The sequence below is a fragment of the Neotamlana sargassicola genome (genome assembly GCF_020523965.1).
In the GTDB taxonomy this organism is placed as follows: Bacteria; Bacteroidota; Bacteroidia; order Flavobacteriales; family Flavobacteriaceae; genus Neotamlana; species Neotamlana sargassicola.
On record NZ_JAJAPX010000001.1, the window covers coordinates 608962 to 632671 of the forward strand.

Here is a 23710-nt window from a genome sequence, read left to right on the forward strand (position 1 = left end):
ATTAAACTTCTTTTTCGGTAAAATCTATCTCTGGATTACAAATTTCTAAAATAAGTTGTTTTAGTTGTTTTGAAAATTCTGAAAGTGTGTCTTCTGTAATTAAACTATCTTTTTTTCTAGAATGGGTTGATGGTTTTGTAGAAAATTTTAATAAACCAGCGCTTAAATTTTTAAATGAAACTATACCAGCTTCAATCGGGAATTTTAATGGTTGTGATTTAGCCATCATATAAGCATAACAAAGTATCTGGAAACTTTTACTGTATTTTTTATAATCGGTATTTAAATCGTCCCAATTAATAATTTCAACTTGCCCTTGATCTACTTTGCCTGTTTTGTAGTCTATAATTCTTATAACGTCATTGTATTCATCAACTCTATCAACCTTTCCTCTTAGCTTTACTGTTTGGTTTAGTTCTGGAATATCAATACTAACATTATTATCGGCTTCAATAGCTATAATTTTTATTTTTTTTCCAGACTTTAGTTCTTTTATTTCTAAATCTAGAAAGTTTAAAACATAGCGTTTAGCAATTTCGAATATAATTAGGTTTTTGCCACGTGCAATGTCTCCTTCTTTGTATTCCGTTTTAAAGTGATAAGTAACGCGTTCTTCAATATTTTTCTTTAGATTTTGAATGATTTCTACTGATAAGAATTTATTTATTAGGGGTTTATAAAAATCTTCTAAAGTATTATGTACAACTGTACCTAAGGTGTTTGCTGCAACGGTTTCCTCAACATCGTTGTGCTCTTTAATTTTTAATATTTTTTGATAGTAAAAATCAATTGGATTACGAATATAATTAGTTAAAGATGAGGGTGAAAAACCATCTTCAGCTACTTTTAAAATAGATTTTGTAAGTGCTTCTGTTTTTTTTACAACTGTTAGTTTTTCTGGAATTACAGGTACATTTGGCGCAACTACATGTTTTTTAAGCTCATGAATATTTTCAAGTTCAAGTTGTGTTATTAAGCGGCTTTTTTCACCTCCAGTTAAAACGTCTTGTTCTGTATTATAAAGAATATACACATTTTTTGCACGATGTAATAAATGATAAAAGTGATAGGTGTAAACAGCATCTTTTTCTTTGTACGTAGGTAATTTATTTTCAACTCTAACATCAAACGGAATAAAAGAATTGTTGCTTTTGCCTGAAGGAAGCACGCCTTCGTTAACCGAAGTTATTATTACAGTTTCAAAATCTAAAACACGAGACTCTAACATACCCATAAGTTGCAAGCCTTGTAATGGTTCTCCTTGAAAATCGAGTGTATTGCTGCTTAAAAGCTCTTTATAAATACTGTAAAGCGCCGATATGTCTTTTATGTGGCTGTAATCGTTATTTAATCTTGTTAGCTCATTAAATAGTTCGTTAAATCGAAATAAATATTCTAAGCTTAACGTATTCTGTGTTTTATCTAAATTAAGATGATTTTTTATAATATGAATTAACTCTGTACAATTGTTTAGTGCAGTTGTTGGGTTATTCATCCAGTTGGAGAATAGCATATTAATTACAGCATCGAATTTTGATTCACTTATTGTTAATAATCTATCTTTATTGATAAATATAATATTGTTGCTGTCTATAGTTTCAATAATTTTTGAAGCATAGTCAACATCATTAAAATAAAATAGTGGTTTTATAAATTGATGAGATAGTATTTTAATAACGTCTTTATAATAAAAATCGTTACTAGCTTTTTTATGCAGATGAAATAAATTCTCGAATATTGAAGCTAAAGGAATAGATTTTAATGGAAAACCCATTGTGATGTTTAATTCATTTAAACTTTCAGGTAATGAATTTAAAACAGGAACCAATAAATTTTCGTCACCTAAAACCACAGCGGTATTCTCAAGATTATGGTTTGTTTCTTTCAGTTTTTCTAAAATAGATCCAACATATTTTGCTTGGCCAATATTTTTTGGAACTGCAAAAAGCGAGATGTTTTTTTCCTGATTATAATTATCCTTTATCCAATTAAAAGGGTTGTTTTTAAAGTGTTTCCAGTTTTTTTTATGTTGATTTATAAATAAACCCGCATCATGGTTTTTAGTATTGATAAAAGCAGCATCTGTGTCCCAATAAATTTTGGCTTGGTTTAGTTCTAATAATTTTTGTATTAAGGTTTCTTCGGCCGTATTTAAAGCATTAAATCCTAAAAACACATGTTGTTTATTTGGGTTTTGCTGTAAATACGTTTCAAAATTATTAACGGCCTCTCTGTAAACTAAACCTTGATAACCTATGTTTTTAGCAATTAATAATTCTGTGTAGCTTTTATAGTAAGTGTATAATTGGTTCCAAAAATTTATATAGTTTTTTATAAAATCACTTTTGTTTTCACTTATAGACCAATGATCACTTTCAATTTCCTTAATTGCACTTAAATAATTAAAAATTTTTTCTTGAGGAATTAAGTAACGGTCTACTTCGTTAAAATCCTGCAATAAAATTTGTGCCCATTTAACAAAAGTCTCAAAAGAATCACGTTGTTTATCTGGTGTTAATTCGCAATAGGTTGTATAAAAATTAAAAAGTAGTTCTGTATTGGTTATGGTTTTTAAACCCGATAGTTCGCCAACAAACTCTTCAATACTCAAAATTTCAGGCGCGAAAATAGTTTTACCTACAACTTTCGGTATTTGGTGTTTTAAAAATAAACCAGCGCGCTTGCTTGGTAAGATAAAGGTTGTATTTGCAATATCAATGTTATTTGTTTGCAGGTCGTTTAAAACATCAAATATAAAAGTAGTCATAGTATAAAAATAAAAAACGCATCGGAAACCCGATGCGTTTTTATAAAACTTATTTTAAGAATTAAGTCAGTAAAATTATTTTACTAAGTTAATTTCAACACGTCTGTTGTTAGCTCTACCAGCTCTAGTTTTGTTAGTGTCGATTGGTTTAGACTCACCGTAACCTAGAGAAGATAATCTGAAAGCATCAATACCATGGCTTACTAAGTATTCTTTTACAGAGTTAGCACGAGAATCAGATAATCTTTGGTTTAATTTTTCGCTACCTACACTATCAGTATGACCTTCAACTGTAAATTTAGCAGTTGGGTATTCTTTTAAGATACTGATGATATCACCTAATACAGCTTCAGATTGAGCTTTAATTGAAGATTTACCAGTATCGAATAAGATAGTTTTAGCGTACTCATTTAAAGTTTTTTGAACTTCAGCAGTTACTTCAGGACAACCAGCGTTAGCAACAGTACCTTTAATTTCAGGACACTTGTCATCTTTATCTAACACACCATCACCATCAGTATCTGGCCAAGGACAACCTTTGTTAGCAGCAGGACCAGCAACATCTGGACAAGCATCGTCAGCATCAGTAACACCGTCACCGTCAGCATCAGGACAACCAGCTAAAGCTTTTAAACCAGCAACTGTAGGACAGCTATCATCTTTATCAGCGATACCATCACCGTCAGTATCAGGACAACCGTTTAACTCAGCTAAACCAGCTTCGTTAGGACAATCATCTTTAGAATCTTCAATACCGTCACCGTCAGTATCAGGACAACCATTGAAAGCTTCTAAACCAGCAACTTCTGGACAAGCATCATCTTTATCGTAGATACCATCACCATCAGTATCAGTACCACCAAATTTAATTGAGATACCAGCTGTGTGTTGGAAATGCGTTTGTAAATAATCTTCGAAAGCGTGCTTATATGCAGACTGAAGTGTTAAACCTACGTTCTCTGTGAACCATACGTTTAAACCAACAGTACCGTTTACTGTACCAGCACCAATTTCATTAATCCAAGTGTAACCACCACCAACACCAACGTATGGGTCTAAAGTAGTTCCTTCTAAGAAATTATATTTAATTGTACCATCTAATCCGTAGTAAGATAAATCATCTTCTGAATTTACAACTTCAGGATCTGAACCAGGAACATCTCCCCAGCTTTCAATTTTGTTTAAAGAACCAGTAACACCTAAAGAGAAACCGTTTTTAATGTATTTAGATACAGAAATAGTTGATAAAGAAGGTAAAATATTCCAGTGATCACTTACGTTAAAGTACTCATCGAAAATAGTTTCACCAAACTGAGCATCACCTACTACACCATCTCCAGAAGGATAAGCATCGACAGCATTTGCTCCAATAGTAATTTGCCAAGGATTGTTTTGGTCTTGCGCATTAGCATTGCTATAACCAAGAACTAGCAACATAGCTAATAATAATCTGCTAAGATTTTTCATATTCAAAAGTTTAATTTTTAAGTGTTAATTGTGAACAAAAGTAAGTTGTTAAAAGTAATTAACAAAACAAATATAAAAAAAATAGTTAAAAACAGTTAATTATACATACTTAATACTGGCCTTAGATGATTTTAAGGGCTTTACCTACCTTTATAAACGCGGATATGGCTTTGTCCAGATGTGTTTGCGTGTGCGCCGCAGATAACTGTACACGAATTCTTGCCTTTTCTTTTGGAACCACAGGAAAAAAGAATCCTATTACGTAAATGCCTTCTTTTAAAAGCATATTAGCCATTGTTTGAGATAGTTGTGCGTCGTAAAGCATTACTGGAACTATTGCAGAATCTCCATCTATTATATCGAAACCAGCTGTTTTCATGCCGTTTTTAAAGTAATTGGTATTCCATTCTAATGTGTCGCGAAGTTCAGTGTTGTTTTCAAGCATATCGAATACTTTAATTGATGCGCCAACAATAGCCGGAGCTAATGAGTTTGAAAACAAATAAGGCCTAGAGCGTTGGCGTAACATTTCGATAATTTCTTTTTTGCCGGTTGTATAGCCACCCATTGCACCTCCTAATGCTTTACCCAGTGTTCCCGTAATAATATCTATGCGGTTTAATACGTTTTTTTCTTCAAGTGTTCCGCGTCCGGTTTTGCCAATAAACCCAGCGGCGTGACATTCATCAATCATTACTAGAGCGTCATATTTATCGGCTAAATCACAAATTTTATCTAATGGAGCAACTAATCCGTCCATAGAAAATACACCATCGGTTACAATTATTTTAAAACGCGCTCCGTTTTTATTTGCTTCTATAAGTTGTTTTTCTAAATCTACCATATCATTATTTTGGTAACGGTAACGCGCCGCTTTACAAAGGCGAACACCATCAATAATAGAGGCATGGTTAAGTGAATCTGAAATTATGGCGTCTTCTTTAGATAAAAGGGGCTCAAAAACACCACCATTAGCATCGAAAGCTGCAGCATACAAAATAGTGTCTTCGGTTTGATAAAAATGCGCGATTTTTTCTTCTAATTCTTTATGAATATCTTGTGTTCCACAAATAAATCTTACCGAACTCATCCCGAATCCGTGTGTGTCCATAGCATCTTTTGCAGCTTGAATTACCTCCGGGTGCGACGATAAGCCTAAATAATTATTGGCACAAAAGTTTAAAACAGTTTCGCCTGTGTTTAATGTTATTTCGGCACCTTGAGCCGATGTTATTATACGTTCTTCTTTAAAAAGTCCGTTGTTCTTTATGTCTTTAAGTTCTTCTTTTAAATATTCTTTAATTTCTCCGTACATAGTTTTGGGTTTTAAATAACGGTTACGTTTATATCTTGGTTTATGTAGACTAGAATTTTTTCATTTACTTTAAAATTCATGTCTTCTAAAACATCTTGATAGAGTTGTAATTGTTGTTGGTGTTTTTTGTTTTCGCCACCCGTTTTGTAATCTATAATAGTAGCTTCGTTTTGCGAATTTATAACTATTCTATCTGGTCGTAAAATAGTTCCGTATTTATCAATAATATCACGTTCGTTAAAAATAGTTGAATTGGAGTTAAAATACTGTTCTAGCTGCGGATGATTGATAATTTTGAAAATATCGGACTTTAAATATTCTGCTTGGTTTTTAGTTATGGTTGAAGCTTTTATAAACTCGTTTAAAACAGAATCAACATCATCAATAATTTTTATTTTAGCCATAATATCGTGCACTAAATTCCCTTTTTCAATCGCTTCTTGTTGGTTGGTATCCCAAAGTAAGCCCGATTTGGTAACCACTTTAATATTATGATCTTCTTTTGCGGTTGAAATAAAACGCTGTTCGATAGTTGAGTCTAGCTTTTCCTTGTGTGTAGATGTTTTAGATTTGTCTCCGAATGAATATAATAATTGCGAATCGTTCCATAAACCTAGATATTGCAAATAGCTTATAAATAATCCTGAATGATTTTTAATATTAACTTCTCCTTTTGCATTAATATCTTTTTTAGAGATTATATAAAGTTGCTCGACAGGTCGTGTTAATGTTACATATAATAAATTAATACTGTCTAACTCCAATTCCGCTTGATGGCGATTATGAATTTGATTACCTTCTTCTCCAAAATATTCAAAATCTTTAGTGTAACTGAGTAAGCTGTGTGTAAATCCGTTATATTTTTCGGCATCAAGCTTATACCATTCTTTAGGTTCTATATCTTCATAAATGTTTAAATCTGCGTAAGGAAAAATAACCACCGGAAATTCTAACCCTTTAGATTTATGAATGGTCATGATTTGAATAGCGTTTTGACCCTTGGGCGATACTACGCTTAAATTGTCTTTTTTCTTATCGAAATACTCTAAAAAAGCTGAAATATCTGATCCTTTTTTCTGGGAAAAATCTAAAACAACATCTAAATAAAATTGAATGTAAGCGTTAGAGTTTTCAACCAAATTAAAACTTCTTACAATAGTTTCTGCTAAATCGTAAAGTGGTAATTCAATAAGTTGTTTGCTGTTTATATAAATGCCAAATTTTTCGAAACCTTCAAAGAACTCTGTGCTGTCTAGGTTAATATAGTTTGTATAAAATTCGTGTTTGTTTTCAATATTAAAATGATCTGATAAAAAGTTTAAAATGGCAATTTTTATTTCTTTATTTTTTGGTTGAAGTAATAACCATAACATGTTATTTATAAAAACAACTTCGGGTGAATTATGAATTAATAAACCGTCTGCTGAAATAATTTTAAGGTGTTTTTCTTTGGCCAAAAACTTTGCTAATGCTCTTTCTTCTTTTCCTTTTCTAACTAAAACACAAATATCACTTTGGCTGTAACCGTTTTTTAAACAATTGTTTATGGTGTTTAAAACTTCAATACCAAAAACTTCGTCTCTGTCATCATCTTTTAATATGTCTAGAAAATTAAGCTCTACATAACCTTTGTTATCTATTCTAATATCTTGATGTGCGTTACTAAAAAGTTCGCTATAAACGGGGTTACTAAAGGTTTGTGTAGCTAAGTAATTAAAAAAACCGTTATTAAAACTTACTATTTCTTTGTAGCTTCTAAAATTATTCGGGAGTTTCTCAACGTTTTGATTTATAAACGGGAATGGCTTATTAGTTTTATTAAATAAATTGATAAATTGTTCAGCTTTACCACCGCGCCAACGGTATATAGCTTGTTTAGCATCGCCAACTAGCATGCTACTGCCAACTTGGGTAGCTAACGAGTTGCCAATTAATGGTAATAAATTTTCCCATTGCATGGTAGAGGTGTCTTGAAACTCGTCGATAAAAAAATGGTTGAATTTATCGCCCAAACGCTCGTAAATAAAAGGTGTAGGTTGTTTTTTTATTTCTTTGCTAATTAAGGTGTTAAATTCTGAAATTAGCATTTTGTTTTGCTCTTCCTTAAGTTCTGTTAACTCTTTATTTATAGCACTTAAAACCGATAGCGGTGTTATGTTTTTGTAGAAGTTTTTTAAGAATTTTAGATTATAAACAGCAGCTTTAATTACTTTATAATAGCTTTCTATTTCAGGTAATAAGTTGTCGATAGTAGTTTTAAGTGTGTCATCTAATTTTTGAGTATAAATACCTTTTCTTTCGGCTAAATTTTCTTCAAGTTTATTGTCGTAAATCTTATAAAAATCTAGATTTAAAACTTTCATAAAATGATTTGGTAGTGTGCTTCTTGAAAAATTTTCATGCGATAAACCAGCGCTTTCAATTAACTTTAAAACTTCCTGAGCATTTTCTTTAATTAGTTCTTCGGTAGATTTTATGTCTTTTATTAATTGATTTTTTAAAGTTTTAAAATCATCAAAAGTTTTATTATTAAGCTTTGTTACATATTCTGCATCATTTTCATTTACAAGTAGTTTTGCAATTTTATTAAAATCGAAGCTAACATCGCCACTTTTATCATCGTCTACTTTTTCAATGGCAAAATCAACTAAAATTTGGGTTAACGCTTTATTTGTTCCAGCTTTAGCAATAAGACTGTCTACAGCTTCATTTAAAAGGCTGTTTTGGTCTAATTCTACTTCAAAATTTAAGGGTAATTTTAAATCGTAAGCAAAGGTTCTAATTATGCGATGTGTAAAACCATCGATAGTTGAAATATCGAATGCAGCATAATTGTGCATAATATGGTTTAATATTTTCTTTGCTTTTTCGTGAAGGTTATTTTGGTCTAAGTTTAATTCATTTTGAATAGCCAGAAACATATCGTTTGGCTGGGTTAAAATAGAGTTATCTGCAAACTGTTTAAGCGTATTTATAATGCGCTCTTTCATTTCGGCCACAGCTTTGTTAGTAAAAGTTATGGCCAAAATATTTTTAAACAAAAATAAATTGTTTGATGCCAGTAATATTTTTAAATACTCTTTTACCAAGGTGAAGGTTTTGCCGCTTCCCGCTGAGGCATTATATATTGTAAAAGTTGGTTTGTTTTGCATAAAGGTAATTTGCATACAAGATAAAAACTATCAATGATTTCATAACAATATATTATTTTTTATTACCCGCTTTTATGTGTAAATTTGAATGAAATTAAATATTAATAATTTAAAACTAAAAATTATGGCTTTCGAATTACCGAAACTAGGATATGCGTACGATGCTTTAGAACCAAATATTGATGCACGTACCATGGAAATACATCATACAAAACACCATAACGGGTATACTACTAAATTAAATGCTGCTATTGAAGGTACAGATTTAGAAGGAAAATCTATTGAAGATATTTTAACTGGATTAGACTTAAGTAACGGTGCTGTTAGAAATAACGGTGGTGGCTACTACAACCACTGTTTATTTTGGGAAGTAATGAACCCAGAAGATAAAGGTTACCTTTCTGGCGAATTAAAAGATGCTATTGAAGCAGAATTTGGATCGAAAGAAGCTTTTATTGAAGCTTTTAGTAAAGCCGCTGCAACACAATTTGGTTCTGGATGGGCTTGGTTATGTGTGCATAAAGGTGGTAAAGTAGAAGTTTGTTCTACACCAAACCAAGATAACCCATTAATGCCAGGAGTTGGTTGTGGAGGTACACCAATTTTAGGTTTAGATGTATGGGAGCATGCTTATTACTTAAACTACCAAAACCGTCGTCCAGATTATATCGATGCTTTCTTTAAAGTAATTAACTGGAACGAAGTAGAAAAACGTTACGCCGAGGCTAAATAAGCTTTAAAACATAACATTTTAAAACGCCTAAATTAAAGTTTAGGCGTTTTTTTTGCCTAATAGTGACTTTTAATTTTAGCTGTGTCTAAAATGTAGTAAGAGCAAAGATTTTAAGTTTTTAAAATATAAACACACACACTCAAATAAAAAGGTAAGACTGTTAATAGCAAGATTACTAGTTAATTCGAGCGGTTATATTTTTTTTAAATAACCGCTCTATTTAAAAATTCAATAAAATCGTTACAATGAAGAAATATTTACTTTTTATTACAATGTTATCGGTAGGTTTAGCATTTGGTCAAAAAAAAGAAAAGATAAAAGGAAATAAAGAGGTTATTGAGGTTTACGAAAACTTACCAGCCTTTTCACAACTTGATATCGCCGATGGCTTAGAGGTATCACTTATGCAAACTGGAGCAACAGGATATCGATTAAAAACCGATTCTAATTTAGTTGATATTATTAAAATTGAGGTTGTTGATAGCATTTTAAAGCTATATACAACCATGAATGTTTCGTCTTCAAAAAAATTAGAAATTCATTTAACATCGGCACAATTAAATCAAATTAATTTGTCGCAAGGCGCGAGATTAGAAGGACAGAATTTAATTCAGTCCGACTCACTTACCATAGCCACTTTTAACAATTCGAAGTATAATTTAGATGTGGCTTCTGCGAATTTATCGATTAATATGCAAGGTAACTCTAATGGAAAATTAATTTACAGAGGCGATAACCTTACTATGGGTTTAAATGATGGAGCGTTGGTTAAGGGAAATATATCTACTACTAATTTCGATATAGTTGTAAACGATCGTGCCGATTTGGATATTGAGGGGAATTGCGAACACCTAAATTTAATTGCTACTGGATCGACCGATATTAAAGCAAAAGATTTAAATGTTACCCATGCTAAAATAAACGGTTCCAGTAATTCTGACATTTATGTGTATTCCAATAAAGATTTGAGCTTATATGCAAAAGGAAAGAGTAATGTATATGTTTATGGAAACCCTAAAATTAATATTGAAGGATTAAGTGATAAATCTCAGATAATAAAAAAATAAAAAATAGAGGTTAGTTTAGAATTAGTTAGTTTTTTAAAATGAAAAAGGTGAACAAGAATGTTCACCTTTTTGCCCCAAATCTACCATAAACTTAACCTACTTATGTTATGGTGAATCAAAAATATAATTGTAAAATCTTCTTTTAAAATATTTTAGTTAAACCGCATATTAATTAGCTTAAACGAGAGGAAGTAAAAATATAGGTTTAACGGTTAAAAAAGTCGTAAAAAGTAACAATCTTACATAAAAAAAGGCGAACAGCTGTTCACCTTTTTTTGCCCCAAATCTACCATGAACTTAACCTACTTATGTTATGGTGACACTAATTTATTTCTAATTTAACTAAATCTAACTATTTTTAGACGAAATACGAATTTATCCGTTTATAGGTGATTTTTTATAGATAATTAAATTAATATGCTCTTTCTTTATTGCCTTCATAAAAGTTTATAAAAGCCCTATTAACAACACGATTACCACCTACGGTTGGATAATTTCCTGTGAAATACCAATCCCCTAAATGTTCTGGACAGGCTTTATGTAAGTTTTCTACAGATTGAAAAATAATTTTAACCTCGGCATTTATACTTTCGTCATTTAACAATTCAGCTATTTTATCAGATATTTGTTCATCAGTAAATGGTTCATAAATTTCTTTTACAAAATTCACCACATCTTTATCGGCTAAATCGGTTTGATCTAAACATTTTTTATAAACTTCATCAACAATACTATATTGGTTATTATCCTTTAAAAGCTCTAAAGCTGCTTGAAAAGCAATTAAACCTTCTAAATTCGCCATATCGATGCCATAACAATCGGGATAACGAATTTGCGGTGCAGAGGATACAACAATTATTTTATTAGGGTTTAACCTATCAAGCATTTTTAAAATACTCTTTTTTAAGGTCGTTCCGCGAACAATACTATCATCTATAATAACCAGGTTATCACTAGGCTTTACAACACCATAAGTTATATCGTAAACATGTGCAACAAGATCGTCTCTACTACTATCTTCTGTAATAAAAGTTCTTAATTTAACATCTTTTATAGCTATTTTTTCAACACGTGCACGCTCAGCTAATATTTCAGTAACTTTTTCTGCCGAAATAGAACGTTGCCCTTTTAAAATAGCGTCGGTTTTTTTCTGATTAATAAAACTCTCGGCTGTTTCAACCATGCCATAAAACGAGGTTTCTGCCGTATTAGGAATATACGAAAACACCGTATTTTTAGTATCGTTATTTATAGCTTTTAAAACTTTTGGCATTACTAATTTACCAAGCATTTTACGCTCTTGATAAATCTCTGCATCACTACCGCGCGAAAAATAAATACGCTCAAACGAACACGATTTCTTTTCAAGAGGTTCTAAAATTTGTTTTAACCTCATTTCGCCCGATTTTTTTGTAATAATGGCTTGTCCTGGCTGTAATTCTTTTACATCATCGAATTTTACATTGAAAACCGTTTGAATAACTGGACGCTCTGATGCAATTACTACAACTTCATCATCTTTATAATAATACGCTGGACGAATTCCCGCTGGGTCGCGCAAAACAAAAGCATCTCCATGGCCAATTAAACCTGCCATAGCATAACCTCCGTCCCAGTTTTTTGCAGCGCGCTTTAGTATTTTGGCCACTTTTAATCGCTCTGCAATAAGCGGCGATGCTTCTTGTTTATTATAACCTTCCTTTTTAAGGTCTTTATATATTTTACTTACAGCATCATCTAAAAAGTGACCAATTTTCTCCATAATAGTTATGGTATCGGTATAATCTTTTGGGTGCTGCCCTAATTGAATCAAGTTATCGAAAAGCTCTTTAACATTAGTCATGTTAAAGTTTCCTGCCATAATAAGGTTTCTGTGCATCCAGTTGTTTTGGCGTAAAAATGGGTGTACACTTTCCACGCTATTTTTACCAAATGTACCGTAACGTACATGACCCAAAAGAACTTCTCCAATGTATGGAATATTCTTTTTTTGTGCCGCAACATCGTCTAAATATTCCGGATGTAACTTAAACTCGTTGTTTATTCGGTCGTTAATTTGCCCAAAAATATCTTGAATAGGCTGTTGTGCTACAGAACGTACTCGACTAATGTATCTCTCTCCAGGTTTAGTATCTAGTTTTATACTTGCAAAGCCTGCACCGTCTTGCCCACGGTTATGTTGTTTTTCCATCATGAGGTACATTTTATTTACACCATAAAATGCACTTCCGTATTTTTCTTTGTAATACTCTAAAGGTTTTAATAGCCTTATCATGGCTATACCACATTCGTGTTTTAAAAAATCACTCATAAATTAAGTTTTTGTTTTAATGAAAAAACAATTGTCGTTTGCGTTTTGTGTTAATTAAAAAACGCACTCTTTTTAGAGCGCGTTTATTTATGTTAATTCTATTTCAAATTGCGTTAGTTCCTTAAATTGCAGGAGACGCTTATGTATTTCTGCACTGGATAAATTAAGCATACGCTCGGTGCCAAATTTTTCGACACAAAAAGAAGCCAATGTTGATCCAAAAATAACAGCCTTTTTCATATTCTCGAAAGAGGTATCTCCAGTTTTAGCAATATACCCAGCAAATCCACCAGCAAAGGTATCGCCTGCGCCTGTTGGATCGAAAACTTCCTCTAAAGGTAAAGCTGGTGCATAAAACACTTCATTATTGTGAAATAATAATGCGCCATGTTCGCCTTTTTTAATTACAACGTATTTAGGTCCCATTTCATGAATTTTTCTTGCTGCAACTACTAACGAGTATTCACCGGTTAACTGTCGTGCTTCTTCATCGTTTATGGTTATAACATCTACACGTTTAATAGTATTGTGTAAATCCTCTAGAGCAGAATCCATCCAGAAATTCATGGTGTCTAAAATAACAAGTTTAGGTTTTGTCGTCATTTGGTCTAAAACACTTGCTTGCACTAAAGGATGTAAATTTCCAAGCATAACTACTTCGGCATCTTTATAGTTTTCTGGAACCACAGGATTAAAGTCCGCTAAAGTGTTAAGTTCTGTAACTAAAGTGTCGCGAGAGTTCATGTCGTTGTGGTAACGTCCGCTCCAGAAAAAGGTTTTCCCTCCTTTTACAATTTCTACTCCAGATAAATCTATGTTTTTATCTGAAAGTAATTTTAAATAATCTTCTGGAAAATCGTCTCCAACAATAGAAACGGCTGTAGCATCAACGCCAAATGTTGAAGCTGCAAGGCCAATAAAAGTTGCTGCTCCACCAAGAATTTTATCGGTTTTACCGAAAGGTGTTTCAATAGCATCAAAAGCTATCGTACCTACTATTACTAATTTGCCCATGAATAGGTTTGATAATTTTGTGCAAATATAATGCTTTAAAAATAAAATTAGGCACTATTGTTTTTGCTGAAAAATAAAAGTGACCTCTTTAAATTTAATGTGTCATAATAATGCTATTATTCAAATTTAAAATAAGGAGATGAAACTTTTAAGAGGATTTTCCCCTTTTTTATTTTCTACCAAAATCGGCAGGAATTTCGCCCCAGGCTTTGGTTTCCCATTTTACAATGGTTGTATTGTAAGTGTTGTTTTTTAACCAAGTAACGGCTCTGTCTACTAACTCGAAAAGCGGTTTGTTTTTATTATTACGTTCTAATTTTGTATTACAGTTTTTCTTTTTTACCCAACTTATCGCGGTTCGCGAATCGGTGTAAAGTATTTTATTGCTATTATTTTTTTTAAGAAGTGCTAGCCCATGAACAATAGCTAAAAATTCACCTATGTTGTTGGTGCCTTGTTGAAAAGGACCTTGTATAAAAAGCTGCTTTTTAGTTTTAGTATCAACACCACGATATTCCATTTTTCCGGGGTTTCCGCTTGAAGCAGCGTCTACAGCAATGGAATTATAGTTAGGTTGACCAATTTTTTTTAATTCAACTTCAGAGAGCGCACTTTTAAAATTTTTATTTTTTCCAACAAAATCAAAATAATTACCGTTTAAAGCTTTTTTCGCAGCATCAAATGTTGGGAACGATTTGTATTGTGCACCTTCAAAATTAGTTATTTGCGCTTTACAATCGTTCCAAGATTCAAAAACACCAGTTTTATGGCCTTTCCAAACGGTATAATATTTCTTCTTTTTTTTACTCATTTTTAGTTTCCGCGAAAGCGAATTTCACAAATTCAAGTTCTTATTTATTCAAGAGTTTCTCTACTACTTTGGGGAAATGCTCCATTTCTAACTTATGAATTTTTACTGCAACCTCTTCTGCCGTATCTTCAGGTAAAACATCGCATTTGGCTTGAAAAATAGTGGCGCCTTCATCGTAATTTTCGTTTACATAGTGTATAGTAATGCCTGTTTCGGTTTCTTTATTTTCAACCACAGCTTTATGTACATTCATACCATACATACCTTTTCCTCCAAATTTTGGTAACAGAGCAGGATGCACATTTATTACCTTATTTTCAAACTCATTTAAAATAAATTCGGGAAATTTCCATAAAAAACCTGCCAGTATAATAAGGTCTGGTTTATTGGCTTTTAAAATGTTAAGCACATCGTTGGTTTGGGTAAAAGACATTCTATTAAACGATAGTGCGCTCACCTTAAGCTTTTTTGCACGCTCTAAAACTTTGGCATGAGGATTGTTAGTAAGTACCTGAATAACAGAAGCATTATCGCTGTTTTGAAAAAACTTAATTAAATTTTCAGCATTAGTACCACTTCCGGACGCAAAAATTACCACACGTTTCATAAACAGACTATAAATGTTAAAATTACTTCAACAAAAAAAAGAATAATTATTAACAATTAGTAGGTAAAATTGAATTACTTAAAATGATTTTATTAAATTTAGATTCACATTTTTAAATTAAAGATGTGTTTTAAAATAAAGTTTTTTATTTTTGCCAACTAATTAAAACCTTAAATTAAAAAATTATGTCAGACATTGCATCAAGAGTAAAAGCGATTATCGTAGACAAATTAGGAGTTGATGAAAACGAAGTAGTAACTGAAGCTAGCTTCACTAACGATTTAGGAGCAGACTCTTTAGACACTGTAGAATTAATAATGGAGTTTGAAAAAGAATTCGATATTCAAATCCCAGACGATCAAGCTGAGAACATTGCAACAGTTGGTCAGGCTATCTCTTACATAGAAGCAGCAAAATAAGTAAATTTACTTTATGGAATTAAAGCGAGTTGTAGTCACAGGATTAGGGGCTTTAACACCTATTGGCAATACCAAAGACGAATATTGGGAAGGCCTTATTAGTGGTAAAAGTGGTGCTGCGCCTATAACCTATTTTGATACCGAAAAGTTTAAAACAAAATTCGCTTGCGAATTAAAAAACTTTAACGCAACAGATTTTCTTGATAGAAAAGAAGCTCGTAAAATGGATAGGTTTACGCAATACGCCATGGTTGCTTCAGATGAAGCCATCGCAGATGCTAAGCTAAACCTTGACGAAGTTAACAAATTGCGAGTTGGTGTTATTTGGGGTGCAGGAATAGGTGGTTTAGAAACCTTTCAAAACGAAGTGTTAAATTTTGCCAGTGGCGATGGAACACCACGTTTTAACCCATTTTTTATCCCAAAAATGATAGCCGATATAGCCCCAGGAAACATATCCATTAAAAATGGATTTATGGGTCCAAACTATACCACAGTATCGGCATGTGCATCATCGGCAAACGCCATGATTGATGCTTTAAACTATATACGTTTAGGGCATTGTGATGTAATTGTTACTGGAGGTAGTGAAGCTGCTGTTACCATTGCGGGAATGGGCGGTTTTAATGCTATGCATGCACTATCTACAAGAAACGATAGCCCAGAAACAGCCTCAAGACCTTTTGATGGAACTCGAGACGGGTTTGTTTTAGGTGAAGGTGCTGGCGCAATTATTCTTGAAGAATATGAGCATGCTAAAGCTAGAGGTGCCAAAATTTACGCAGAAGTTGTAGGTGGAGGTATGTCATCAGACGCACATCACATGACGGCACCACATCCAGATGGTATTGGTGTTATGGCGGTAATGCGCAATTGTTTAGAAAACGCAGGTATGAAACCCGAAGAAGTCGATCACATTAATACACACGGTACATCTACACCTTTAGGAGATGTGGCCGAACTTAAAGCGATAACTGAAGTGTTTGGAGACCATGCAAAGCATATAAATATTAACTCTACAAAATCTATGACAGGCCATTTACTTGGTGCTGCAGGAGCTATTGAATCTATTGCTTCAATTTTAGCCATTGAACATGGTATTATACCTCCAACAATAAACCATGAAGTTGTAGACGAAAATATCGATTCTAAACTCAACTTAACACTTAACAAAGCTGAAAAAAGAGACGTTAAAGTTGCTATGAGTAATACCTTTGGATTTGGTGGACATAACGCCTGTGTATTATTCAAGAAAATAGATTAAATCCCGAATGAAAAACATTCGTAACATATTAAATTCCCGTTTTAAACGTAACGGGAATTTTTTTATGGAAATACATAAAATTTTAGGCTTTAAACCAAAAGAAGTAAAATTTTATAAAGTAGCTTTTACACACCGTTCAATGAATTTAAAGGACAGTAAAGGCAATGCCATAAATTACGAGCGTTTAGAATTTTTAGGCGATGCTATGTTGAGCTCGGTTATTGCATCACATTTATATCTTGAAGTGCCAAGTGGCGACGAGGGTTATCTTACCAAAATGCGATCTAAAATTGTAAGCCGTGAACATTTAAACGAGTTAGGAAAAGAACTTAAACTTATTAACCTGGTAGAAAGTAAAATTCCGCAAGGGCAATTTGGCGATAATATTCATGGTAATTTATTCGAAGCTTTAATAGGTGCCATTTTTTTAGATAGAGGCTATAAATACTGCGAAAAATTTATTTACACGCGTGTTATTATTCCTTATGTAGACATAGAAACTCTTGAAGGTAAAGTTATAAGCTACAAAAGCTTGTTAATTGAATGGTGCCAAAAAGAAAAGAAAACCTTTAATTATAACGTTTACGACGATACAGGAAATGACCAACTTAGGCATTTTTCGGTAAAACTATCAATAAACGATAAAGTTATTTCGAAAGCCCGAGCAACATCGAAGAAAAAAGCCGAAGAAAAAGCATCGAAACGCGCCTTTTTTGCACTTCAAAATAAGATTTCAAAACCAAATTCGGTTTAAAGAATAAAACTATAACGTTATAGTATAATTTGTAGTTAAGATTGATGGTTTCTTAACAAAACGCATCATTATAAACCTTATATTTACCATGTTTTATAATAAGTTATGGCGATTCACAAACTTATTTTAGATGACGATTTTGCCGAGGCAGAATACACCCTAATAGCTATACATTGTAATATAGAAGATTATCGTTTGGCGTATCTTTTAAATAAACATTTAGGGCTATCGCTTACGCGGAAAAAATCCGATTTAAAATTTAATAAGGGCACCATTACTTATCCAATTTATAATTGGGATGATGAAAAACAACAAGTATCTTGGCATTTAGTTTCTAATATTTGTAAAACAGAAACCGACCAAGATGCCGATATTAATTCATTATTCGATTATACACAAAAGGTAGTAAAAACAACTTTTTTATTACCAGAACATAAAAGCGTTAACTATTTTTTAAAGATAGATTTTGAATTTAGTAGCAACAAACAAAAATTATTACTAAACAATATTTTAAAAATATCGCAAATAGCAACAGCTTATAGCGTAAGTGCTAGCCAAATAAAAACCAAAGAACATTTAATTTTTAGCTAATGTCAATTAATAAAAAAACAAAAATAGTAGCCACATTAGGCCCAGCAACAAGTACCAAAGATGTGTTAAAAGGTATGTTAGAAGCTGGAGTAAATGTATTTAGAATAAATTTCTCTCACGCCGATTATAACGATGTTACAGAACGTATTAAAATGATACGTGAGCTTAACGAGGAATACGGTTTTACAGCTGCCATTTTAGCAGATTTACAAGGACCTAAGCTCCGTGTTGGTGTAATGAAAGAAGAAGTTGTAGTAAATCCAGGAGATGAAATAGTTTTTGCAACTGGTGAGCGTTTTGAAGGCACAAAAGAGCGTGTTTACATGACTTATAAAAGCTTTCCACAAGATGCAAAACCAGGTGAACGCATTCTTTTAGATGATGGTAAACTAATTTTTGAAGTCGTTTCTACAGACGATAAAAGTGAAGTTACAGCTAAGGTAATTCAAGGTGGTCCTTTAAAATCGAAAAAAGGTGTAAACTTACCAAACACCAACATTTCGCAACCTGCTTTAACAAAAAAAGATATTGATGATGCTATTTTTGCAATTTCACAAAATGTAGATTGGATTGCTTTATCATTTGTTCGTCATGCAGAGGATTTAAAACAACTAAGTGAGTTAATTGAAAAACATAGCGATTATAAAATTCCTATTGTAGCTAAAATTGAAAAACCAGAAGCTGTTGAAAACATTGATAAGATTGTTGCACATTGTGATGGTTTAATGGTAGCTCGTGGCGATTTAGGGGTAGAAGTTCCTGCAGAAGAAGTGCCACTAATTCAAAAAGAATTAGTGCTTCGCGCTAAAAAAGCCAGAATACCTGTAATTATTGCTACCCAAATGATGGAAACCATGATTACTAGTTTAACACCAACCCGAGCAGAAGTAAACGATGTGGCTAACTCGGTTATGGATGGTGCCGATGCGGTAATGCTTTCTGGTGAGACTTCAGTAGGTAAATATCCGGTGCAGGTTATTCAAAAAATGGCAAGTATTTTAAAGAATGTAGAAGATTCTGAATTAATTAAAGTACCACAATTACCACCACATATTCGTACCAATCGTTTTATTACAAAATCTATTTGTTATCACGCTGCTATTATGGCTAACGAAATTGATGCAACGGCTATTTCAACGTTAACCAATAGTGGTTACACAGCCTTTCAAATTTCGGCTTGGAGACCATCGTGCCATATTTTAGTATTTACATCAAACAAACGTATTTTAACTCGTTTAAGTTTACTTTGGGGTGTTAAAGCTTTTTATTACGATAGGTTTGTGAGTACAGATGAAACAGTAGGAGATATTAACCGTATTGCTAAAGAACAAGGTTATGTTAAAAAGGGTGATATGGTAATTAGTTTAGCATCGATGCCTATTCAAGAAAAAGGTATGGTAAACACTTTAAGAGTACGAGAAATTTCGAAAGACTAACCGTTTTAGTTTATATATTTATAAAAAAAAGCTGCTCATGTTAAAAACAAGAACAGCTTTTTTTATGACTTAAAAAGTGCTTTTTAATAGGCTGCTAAATAATAACTACCAGAAATAGTTTTTAACGTAGCACCTTTACTAATTTCTTTTGTTAATGTGTTTATAACATAAATATTACCTTCTTTACCAGATGGCGTTAATGGCACATATGCTATATCTCCAACAAGACCGATATATTGGTACTGACCTAAGGTAGCCTCTAAATCCTCGTCTGTTTCAACATCTGTAGTTAATTTAACAGAGTTCGATGGGGTGTTTAAATCGATTAAAGCAAGGTATCCACCAGCTGTATCGGCTAATGTATAAAGCACAATACCAATTCCATCTTTAACATATCTCCAAGCTTTTATAGATGCATCTGTAACACCAATAGCTTCGTTTAAATCGAAATGATAACTTTGATCATAGTCATTAGTTGCACTACTAATACGTAAAATATCTGCTCCAGATGTAGCTGTTGCTTGGTAAACATGTCCATCTGTACCAACATATTGTGTCATAGTACGATACGAGTTATTAACTGCTGTTGAATTTGTAGACGTAATAACTGTAGGATTTTTTAATGAAGGGTAATCTAAAACTAAAGTTTTAGTACCTTCAATTTCACCATAAGGCCATTCTGGTATACCATCTTCATCTAAAGTAGGAGTTGCATCAACGTCATACCTTCTTGTTCTACATCCAATAAATAATTTAGTTTGGGCAGCGTTTAAAATAGGTACATCTACACGCCCTACATTGTAACCAGCGGCTCTTTCTTCGTCTGTCCAAGGAAAATCGAATATCGCGGTATTAGTAATTGCTGTATTATCTAAATCTAGAACTGCAATTTTTATTTCACTATCTGCACTTAAAAATGTGTAATTTCCATCTTCTCCTTCATACTCTACATCGTATGAGCTCGCATAAACACCAATACCAGTTCCTTCAGCTGCTTTCATCCAACGTGGCGCTGTTCCTAAAATAGCTGCAGTATTTAATTCGTAACCTACTTCTTCAAAGTCTCCACCTTCACCAACTTCGTATTTGTTAAATACACCACCTTCTGTACCTGTGTATTGTATGTTGTATAAGTATTTACCATCGGCAGAACCTTGTACACGAGCAGTACGGCTAGATTTTAAACCAATACCTTCTACAAAGGATCCATTTTCATATTTTAAAAGATCTACAATATAACTTGGATCCTCTGCATTTTCTACAGTAATACCGTATGCGCGAGTACCACCATTACCTCCAGTTCCTTCATCGTCTGGGAATGATGCTGTTAACGTAATATATCGGGTTTCATCAACTGGATCTGGATCAGTTGTTCCTCCTGGTTGATCATCTTCATTACTACAACTACTAAAAGCTATAGCTATACTTAATAATCCTATTTTAAATAGATTTTTTTTCATGATTAATTGATTTTGATTATAAAAATTTACTGATTATGTAATTTAATTTGAAATAGATAGCTCTTCCTGGTTTTTGTATGGCGTAATTATCATAGATTTCTGCGTTAAACAGGTTTTTTACATCTATACTTGCTATTAATTTTTGTGACGGAAAACGATAACTTATGCCAACATCGTGTGAAACTTGCCTCGGTGTTTTAGACCATTCTGGTTGCCCCCAAACTGTATAATATTCTCCCACAAAACCAATTGTGTAATAGGTGTTTAAAATGGATTTTTTTTGAAAAATATTATTGAATCTGTATTGAACATTTCCGTTAATAGTAAAAAAGGGTTCATTAGGAACTTGTTGACCATATAGAGAATGTGCATTGTTGTTTTCGTCGACTTCTTGCTTAAATACATTATTAAATTTTGAAAAATTTAAAGACGTATTTAATCTGTTATTATAGATGTAGATAATTTCGGCTTCGAAACCTCGCGCTTGTGTTTTACCAAGATTTACATAGCGAGTTACTTGAATATCTGCTTCTGCTTCTTCTTCAATCTCAGACTCATCAACAGCTTGTTGTGTAATTTTATCATATCCATTACGCCAAAAAGCATTTGAATAAACCGATACTTTATGCTTATTAAATTCTAAAGTTCCCAAACGAAAACCTAAATTGTAATTAATGTTTTTTTCTGGGCTTAATTGTGTGTTTGGAAGAATATTAGTTTCTGGAGATCCATACAGTTGGCGCTCACTAGGCGATACATACGAGTTTTCGGTAGATGCGATAACGTATAAATCGGAAACCGCATTGTAAGACAACGTTCCACCATAACCAAAATTAGAGTTAGTTGCAATTGTATCTTTTCTTACTATAGAATTTACACCATCGGTTGTTGTAATATCATACTCTGTTTGACTTGTGTGATTGTATGTATATTTACCTAATAAATTGGTTTTTAGCTTTCTATTAAAAGTTTCCGCTTCATAATTAATAGAAATTATATTTTGAGATATTGTACTTACTGTGGCATAATCTTGATTTATTTCATTTAATAAATCTTCGTCTTCTCTATCTGTTGCTTCATACTTATGGTTTAAAGATAAACGATGTCTATCGGCTACCAAATACCCCAAGTTTGTTCGTATATTGGTAATTTTTCTATCGGTGTTCGAAATAACTTTTTCACCTTGTTGTCCGCCAAGAAGCGTTTTAAGAGGCACTCTTTCGCCATATTCAATAACTTCCCTTTGGGTGCCATCCCAGTTATAAGCTATTCCAACAGTATCCTGTAAAAACGTACTGCGATAACTTCTAGCGGCATTTACTTTTAATGCCAAGTTTTCTGTTAGAAAATTTCTTTTGCTATAATTAAGTAATATAACGCGGGCTTCGGTTTCGTTAAATCTTCCCACATATGGTACAGACATTGTTGTTCCATGCGGTATTTCTTTATAGTTGCTAGAACCGTTGTAGCCTACAAAAAATTGATCTGCCCATTTGGTATCGGTAAATCCAACTTCAAAACGTCCTCCTAGCGATTTATAAGTATTATTAAATCGTTTAGCGCGATAAGGTCTTGTAATTTGACCTAAATAATTAACATAGGTTGTAGATCTTCCCCAAGTTTCATAACTATTATCTGTATAAGTGTAAAAAGCAGCCCCTCTAAAAGCAAGTCCTGTTTTCTTTTCGCGAAAGGTTACTCCAACATCAGATTGTGAAGTGTTGAAAGAACCATAAGAGGTTGCTAAATTGATGTTATTTTGAGACACATCTTTTTTCAAAACAACATTTATGGCTCCACCGGCATAATCGCCCGTAAGGTGCGAAGGTAATACGCCTTTATAAACCTCTATACGTTCAATCATTGAAGTGGGTATATTGTTAAGATTAAAGGATTGGCCGTATGTTGAAATTTCTAAACCATCAAGAAATATTCCAATAGCACTTCCAGACATACCATTAAGATTATATTCTACATCTGAGCCTATACCTCCATTTTGCCTAATACGCACACCAACAGATCTGTCTAATAATTCATTGGTTGTAAGGTTTCTTAACGATGCTTCTTTAGTATCTATTATGGCTACTGCAAAACCGCCTTCTTCTATTTTTTTCTTGGCTGTTTTTGTTTTTACAACCACCTCACTCAAACCTTGATAATCGGTTAATTCAAGAATTATATTTAGCGATTTATTTGCCGAGTTAAGATTTATTTTTACCGTCTGGCTCTTTGCATTTAACGAGCTTACCAAAATAGTATAATTGCCAAATGGTAAATTATTAACTAGAAACTGCCCATTTACATTTGCCGAGGTTTCTTTTTTAGTATTTGCATTTTCTATAATTATTGAAGCTCCAAGTGCAGGTTTGTTATTGTCGAACATAATATAACCGCTAATAGTTCCCGTTTGAGCTGCTAAATAAATGGTTGAAAGAAAAGCGAATAAAAAGAGTAAATGTTTTGCCAACGTTTGAAATTTTTGACAAAAATACTTTTATTTAGACTAAATCCAAATAAATATAAGAAAATAACGAAGTTTAAA

17 protein-coding genes are annotated in these 23710 nt (G+C 32.7%); 7 read left to right on the plus strand and 10 right to left on the minus strand.

What is annotated here, in order from left to right; genetic code table 11:
• Position 1: 1 nt before the first annotated feature.
• From LG651_RS02660 to LG651_RS02675, 4 genes are all read right to left on the minus strand, one after another.
• Complete coding sequence (locus tag LG651_RS02660; protein WP_226694609.1) at positions 2-2767, minus strand: PD-(D/E)XK nuclease family protein; 2766 nt, start codon at positions 2765-2767, stop codon at positions 2-4.
• Positions 2768-2842: 75 nt separating this feature from the next.
• Positions 2843-4234: an OmpA family protein gene (locus LG651_RS02665; protein WP_226694610.1), complete on the minus strand. Its 1392-nt coding sequence runs from the start codon at positions 4232-4234 to the stop codon at positions 2843-2845.
• A gap of 121 nt (positions 4235-4355) precedes the next feature.
• A complete protein-coding gene (gene kbl, locus LG651_RS02670) occupies positions 4356-5549 on the minus strand; it encodes a glycine C-acetyltransferase (protein ID WP_226694611.1) in 1194 nt (397 codons plus the stop codon).
• Positions 5550-5560: 11 nt separating this feature from the next.
• Entirely contained in the window at positions 5561-8701 is a 3141-nt protein-coding gene (locus LG651_RS02675) for a UvrD-helicase domain-containing protein (RefSeq protein WP_226694612.1), read from the minus strand.
• 124 nt (positions 8702-8825) lie between these two features.
• On the opposite strand from LG651_RS02675, the gene LG651_RS02680 reads away from it, so the two are divergent.
• On the plus strand, positions 8826-9434 hold the full coding sequence (locus LG651_RS02680; protein ID WP_226694613.1) for a superoxide dismutase: 609 nt from the start codon (positions 8826-8828) through the stop codon (positions 9432-9434).
• Positions 9435-9679: 245 nt separating this feature from the next.
• Positions 9680-10501, plus strand: a complete 822-nt coding sequence (locus tag LG651_RS02685; protein ID WP_226694614.1) for a GIN domain-containing protein — start codon at positions 9680-9682, stop codon at positions 10499-10501.
• Between the two features lie 412 nt (positions 10502-10913).
• On the opposite strand, the gene LG651_RS02690 is transcribed toward LG651_RS02685, so the two are convergent.
• From LG651_RS02690 to purN, 4 genes are all read right to left on the minus strand, one after another.
• A complete protein-coding gene (locus tag LG651_RS02690) occupies positions 10914-12812 on the minus strand; it encodes an amidophosphoribosyltransferase (protein WP_226694615.1) in 1899 nt (632 codons plus the stop codon).
• Positions 12813-12899: 87 nt separating this feature from the next.
• Entirely contained in the window at positions 12900-13826 is a 927-nt protein-coding gene (locus LG651_RS02695; protein ID WP_226694616.1) for a PfkB family carbohydrate kinase, read from the minus strand.
• 169 nt (positions 13827-13995) lie between these two features.
• On the minus strand, positions 13996-14637 hold the full coding sequence (locus LG651_RS02700; RefSeq protein ID WP_226694617.1) for a ribonuclease H1 domain-containing protein: 642 nt from the start codon (positions 14635-14637) through the stop codon (positions 13996-13998).
• A 40-nt stretch (positions 14638-14677) separates the two neighbouring features.
• Positions 14678-15244 (minus strand): phosphoribosylglycinamide formyltransferase, encoded by a 567-nt coding sequence (gene purN, locus LG651_RS02705; RefSeq protein ID WP_226694618.1) that lies wholly within the window; start codon positions 15242-15244, stop codon positions 14678-14680.
• A gap of 185 nt (positions 15245-15429) precedes the next feature.
• Between purN and LG651_RS02710 the strand changes: the two genes are divergently transcribed.
• From LG651_RS02710 to pyk, 5 genes are all read left to right on the plus strand, one after another.
• Positions 15430-15663 carry an acyl carrier protein gene (locus LG651_RS02710; protein ID WP_007647141.1) on the plus strand — a complete coding sequence of 78 codons (234 nt, stop codon included), beginning with the start codon at positions 15430-15432 and terminating at the stop codon, positions 15661-15663.
• Positions 15664-15676: 13 nt separating this feature from the next.
• The gene (gene fabF, locus LG651_RS02715; protein WP_226694619.1) at positions 15677-16927 is read left to right on the plus strand and encodes a beta-ketoacyl-ACP synthase II; all 1251 of its coding nucleotides are present in this window, start codon (positions 15677-15679) and stop codon (positions 16925-16927) included.
• A gap of 7 nt (positions 16928-16934) precedes the next feature.
• Positions 16935-17681: a ribonuclease III gene (gene rnc / locus LG651_RS02720; RefSeq protein WP_226694620.1), complete on the plus strand. Its 747-nt coding sequence runs from the start codon at positions 16935-16937 to the stop codon at positions 17679-17681.
• 105 nt (positions 17682-17786) lie between these two features.
• The gene (locus LG651_RS02725; protein ID WP_226694621.1) at positions 17787-18272 is read left to right on the plus strand and encodes an IPExxxVDY family protein; all 486 of its coding nucleotides are present in this window, start codon (positions 17787-17789) and stop codon (positions 18270-18272) included.
• Positions 18272-19708 (plus strand): pyruvate kinase, encoded by a 1437-nt coding sequence (pyk, locus tag LG651_RS02730; protein WP_226694622.1) that lies wholly within the window; start codon positions 18272-18274, stop codon positions 19706-19708. Before LG651_RS02725 ends, pyk begins: the two co-directional genes overlap by 1 nt.
• A gap of 83 nt (positions 19709-19791) precedes the next feature.
• Here pyk and LG651_RS02735 read toward each other — a convergent pair whose 3' ends face one another.
• Together LG651_RS02735 and LG651_RS02740 are read right to left on the minus strand one after the other, a co-directional pair.
• Complete coding sequence (locus LG651_RS02735) at positions 19792-21168, minus strand: hypothetical protein (RefSeq protein WP_226694623.1); 1377 nt, start codon at positions 21166-21168, stop codon at positions 19792-19794.
• Positions 21169-21184: 16 nt separating this feature from the next.
• Positions 21185-23635: a TonB-dependent receptor gene (locus LG651_RS02740; RefSeq protein ID WP_226694624.1), complete on the minus strand. Its 2451-nt coding sequence runs from the start codon at positions 23633-23635 to the stop codon at positions 21185-21187.
• Positions 23636-23710 lie beyond the last annotated feature (75 nt).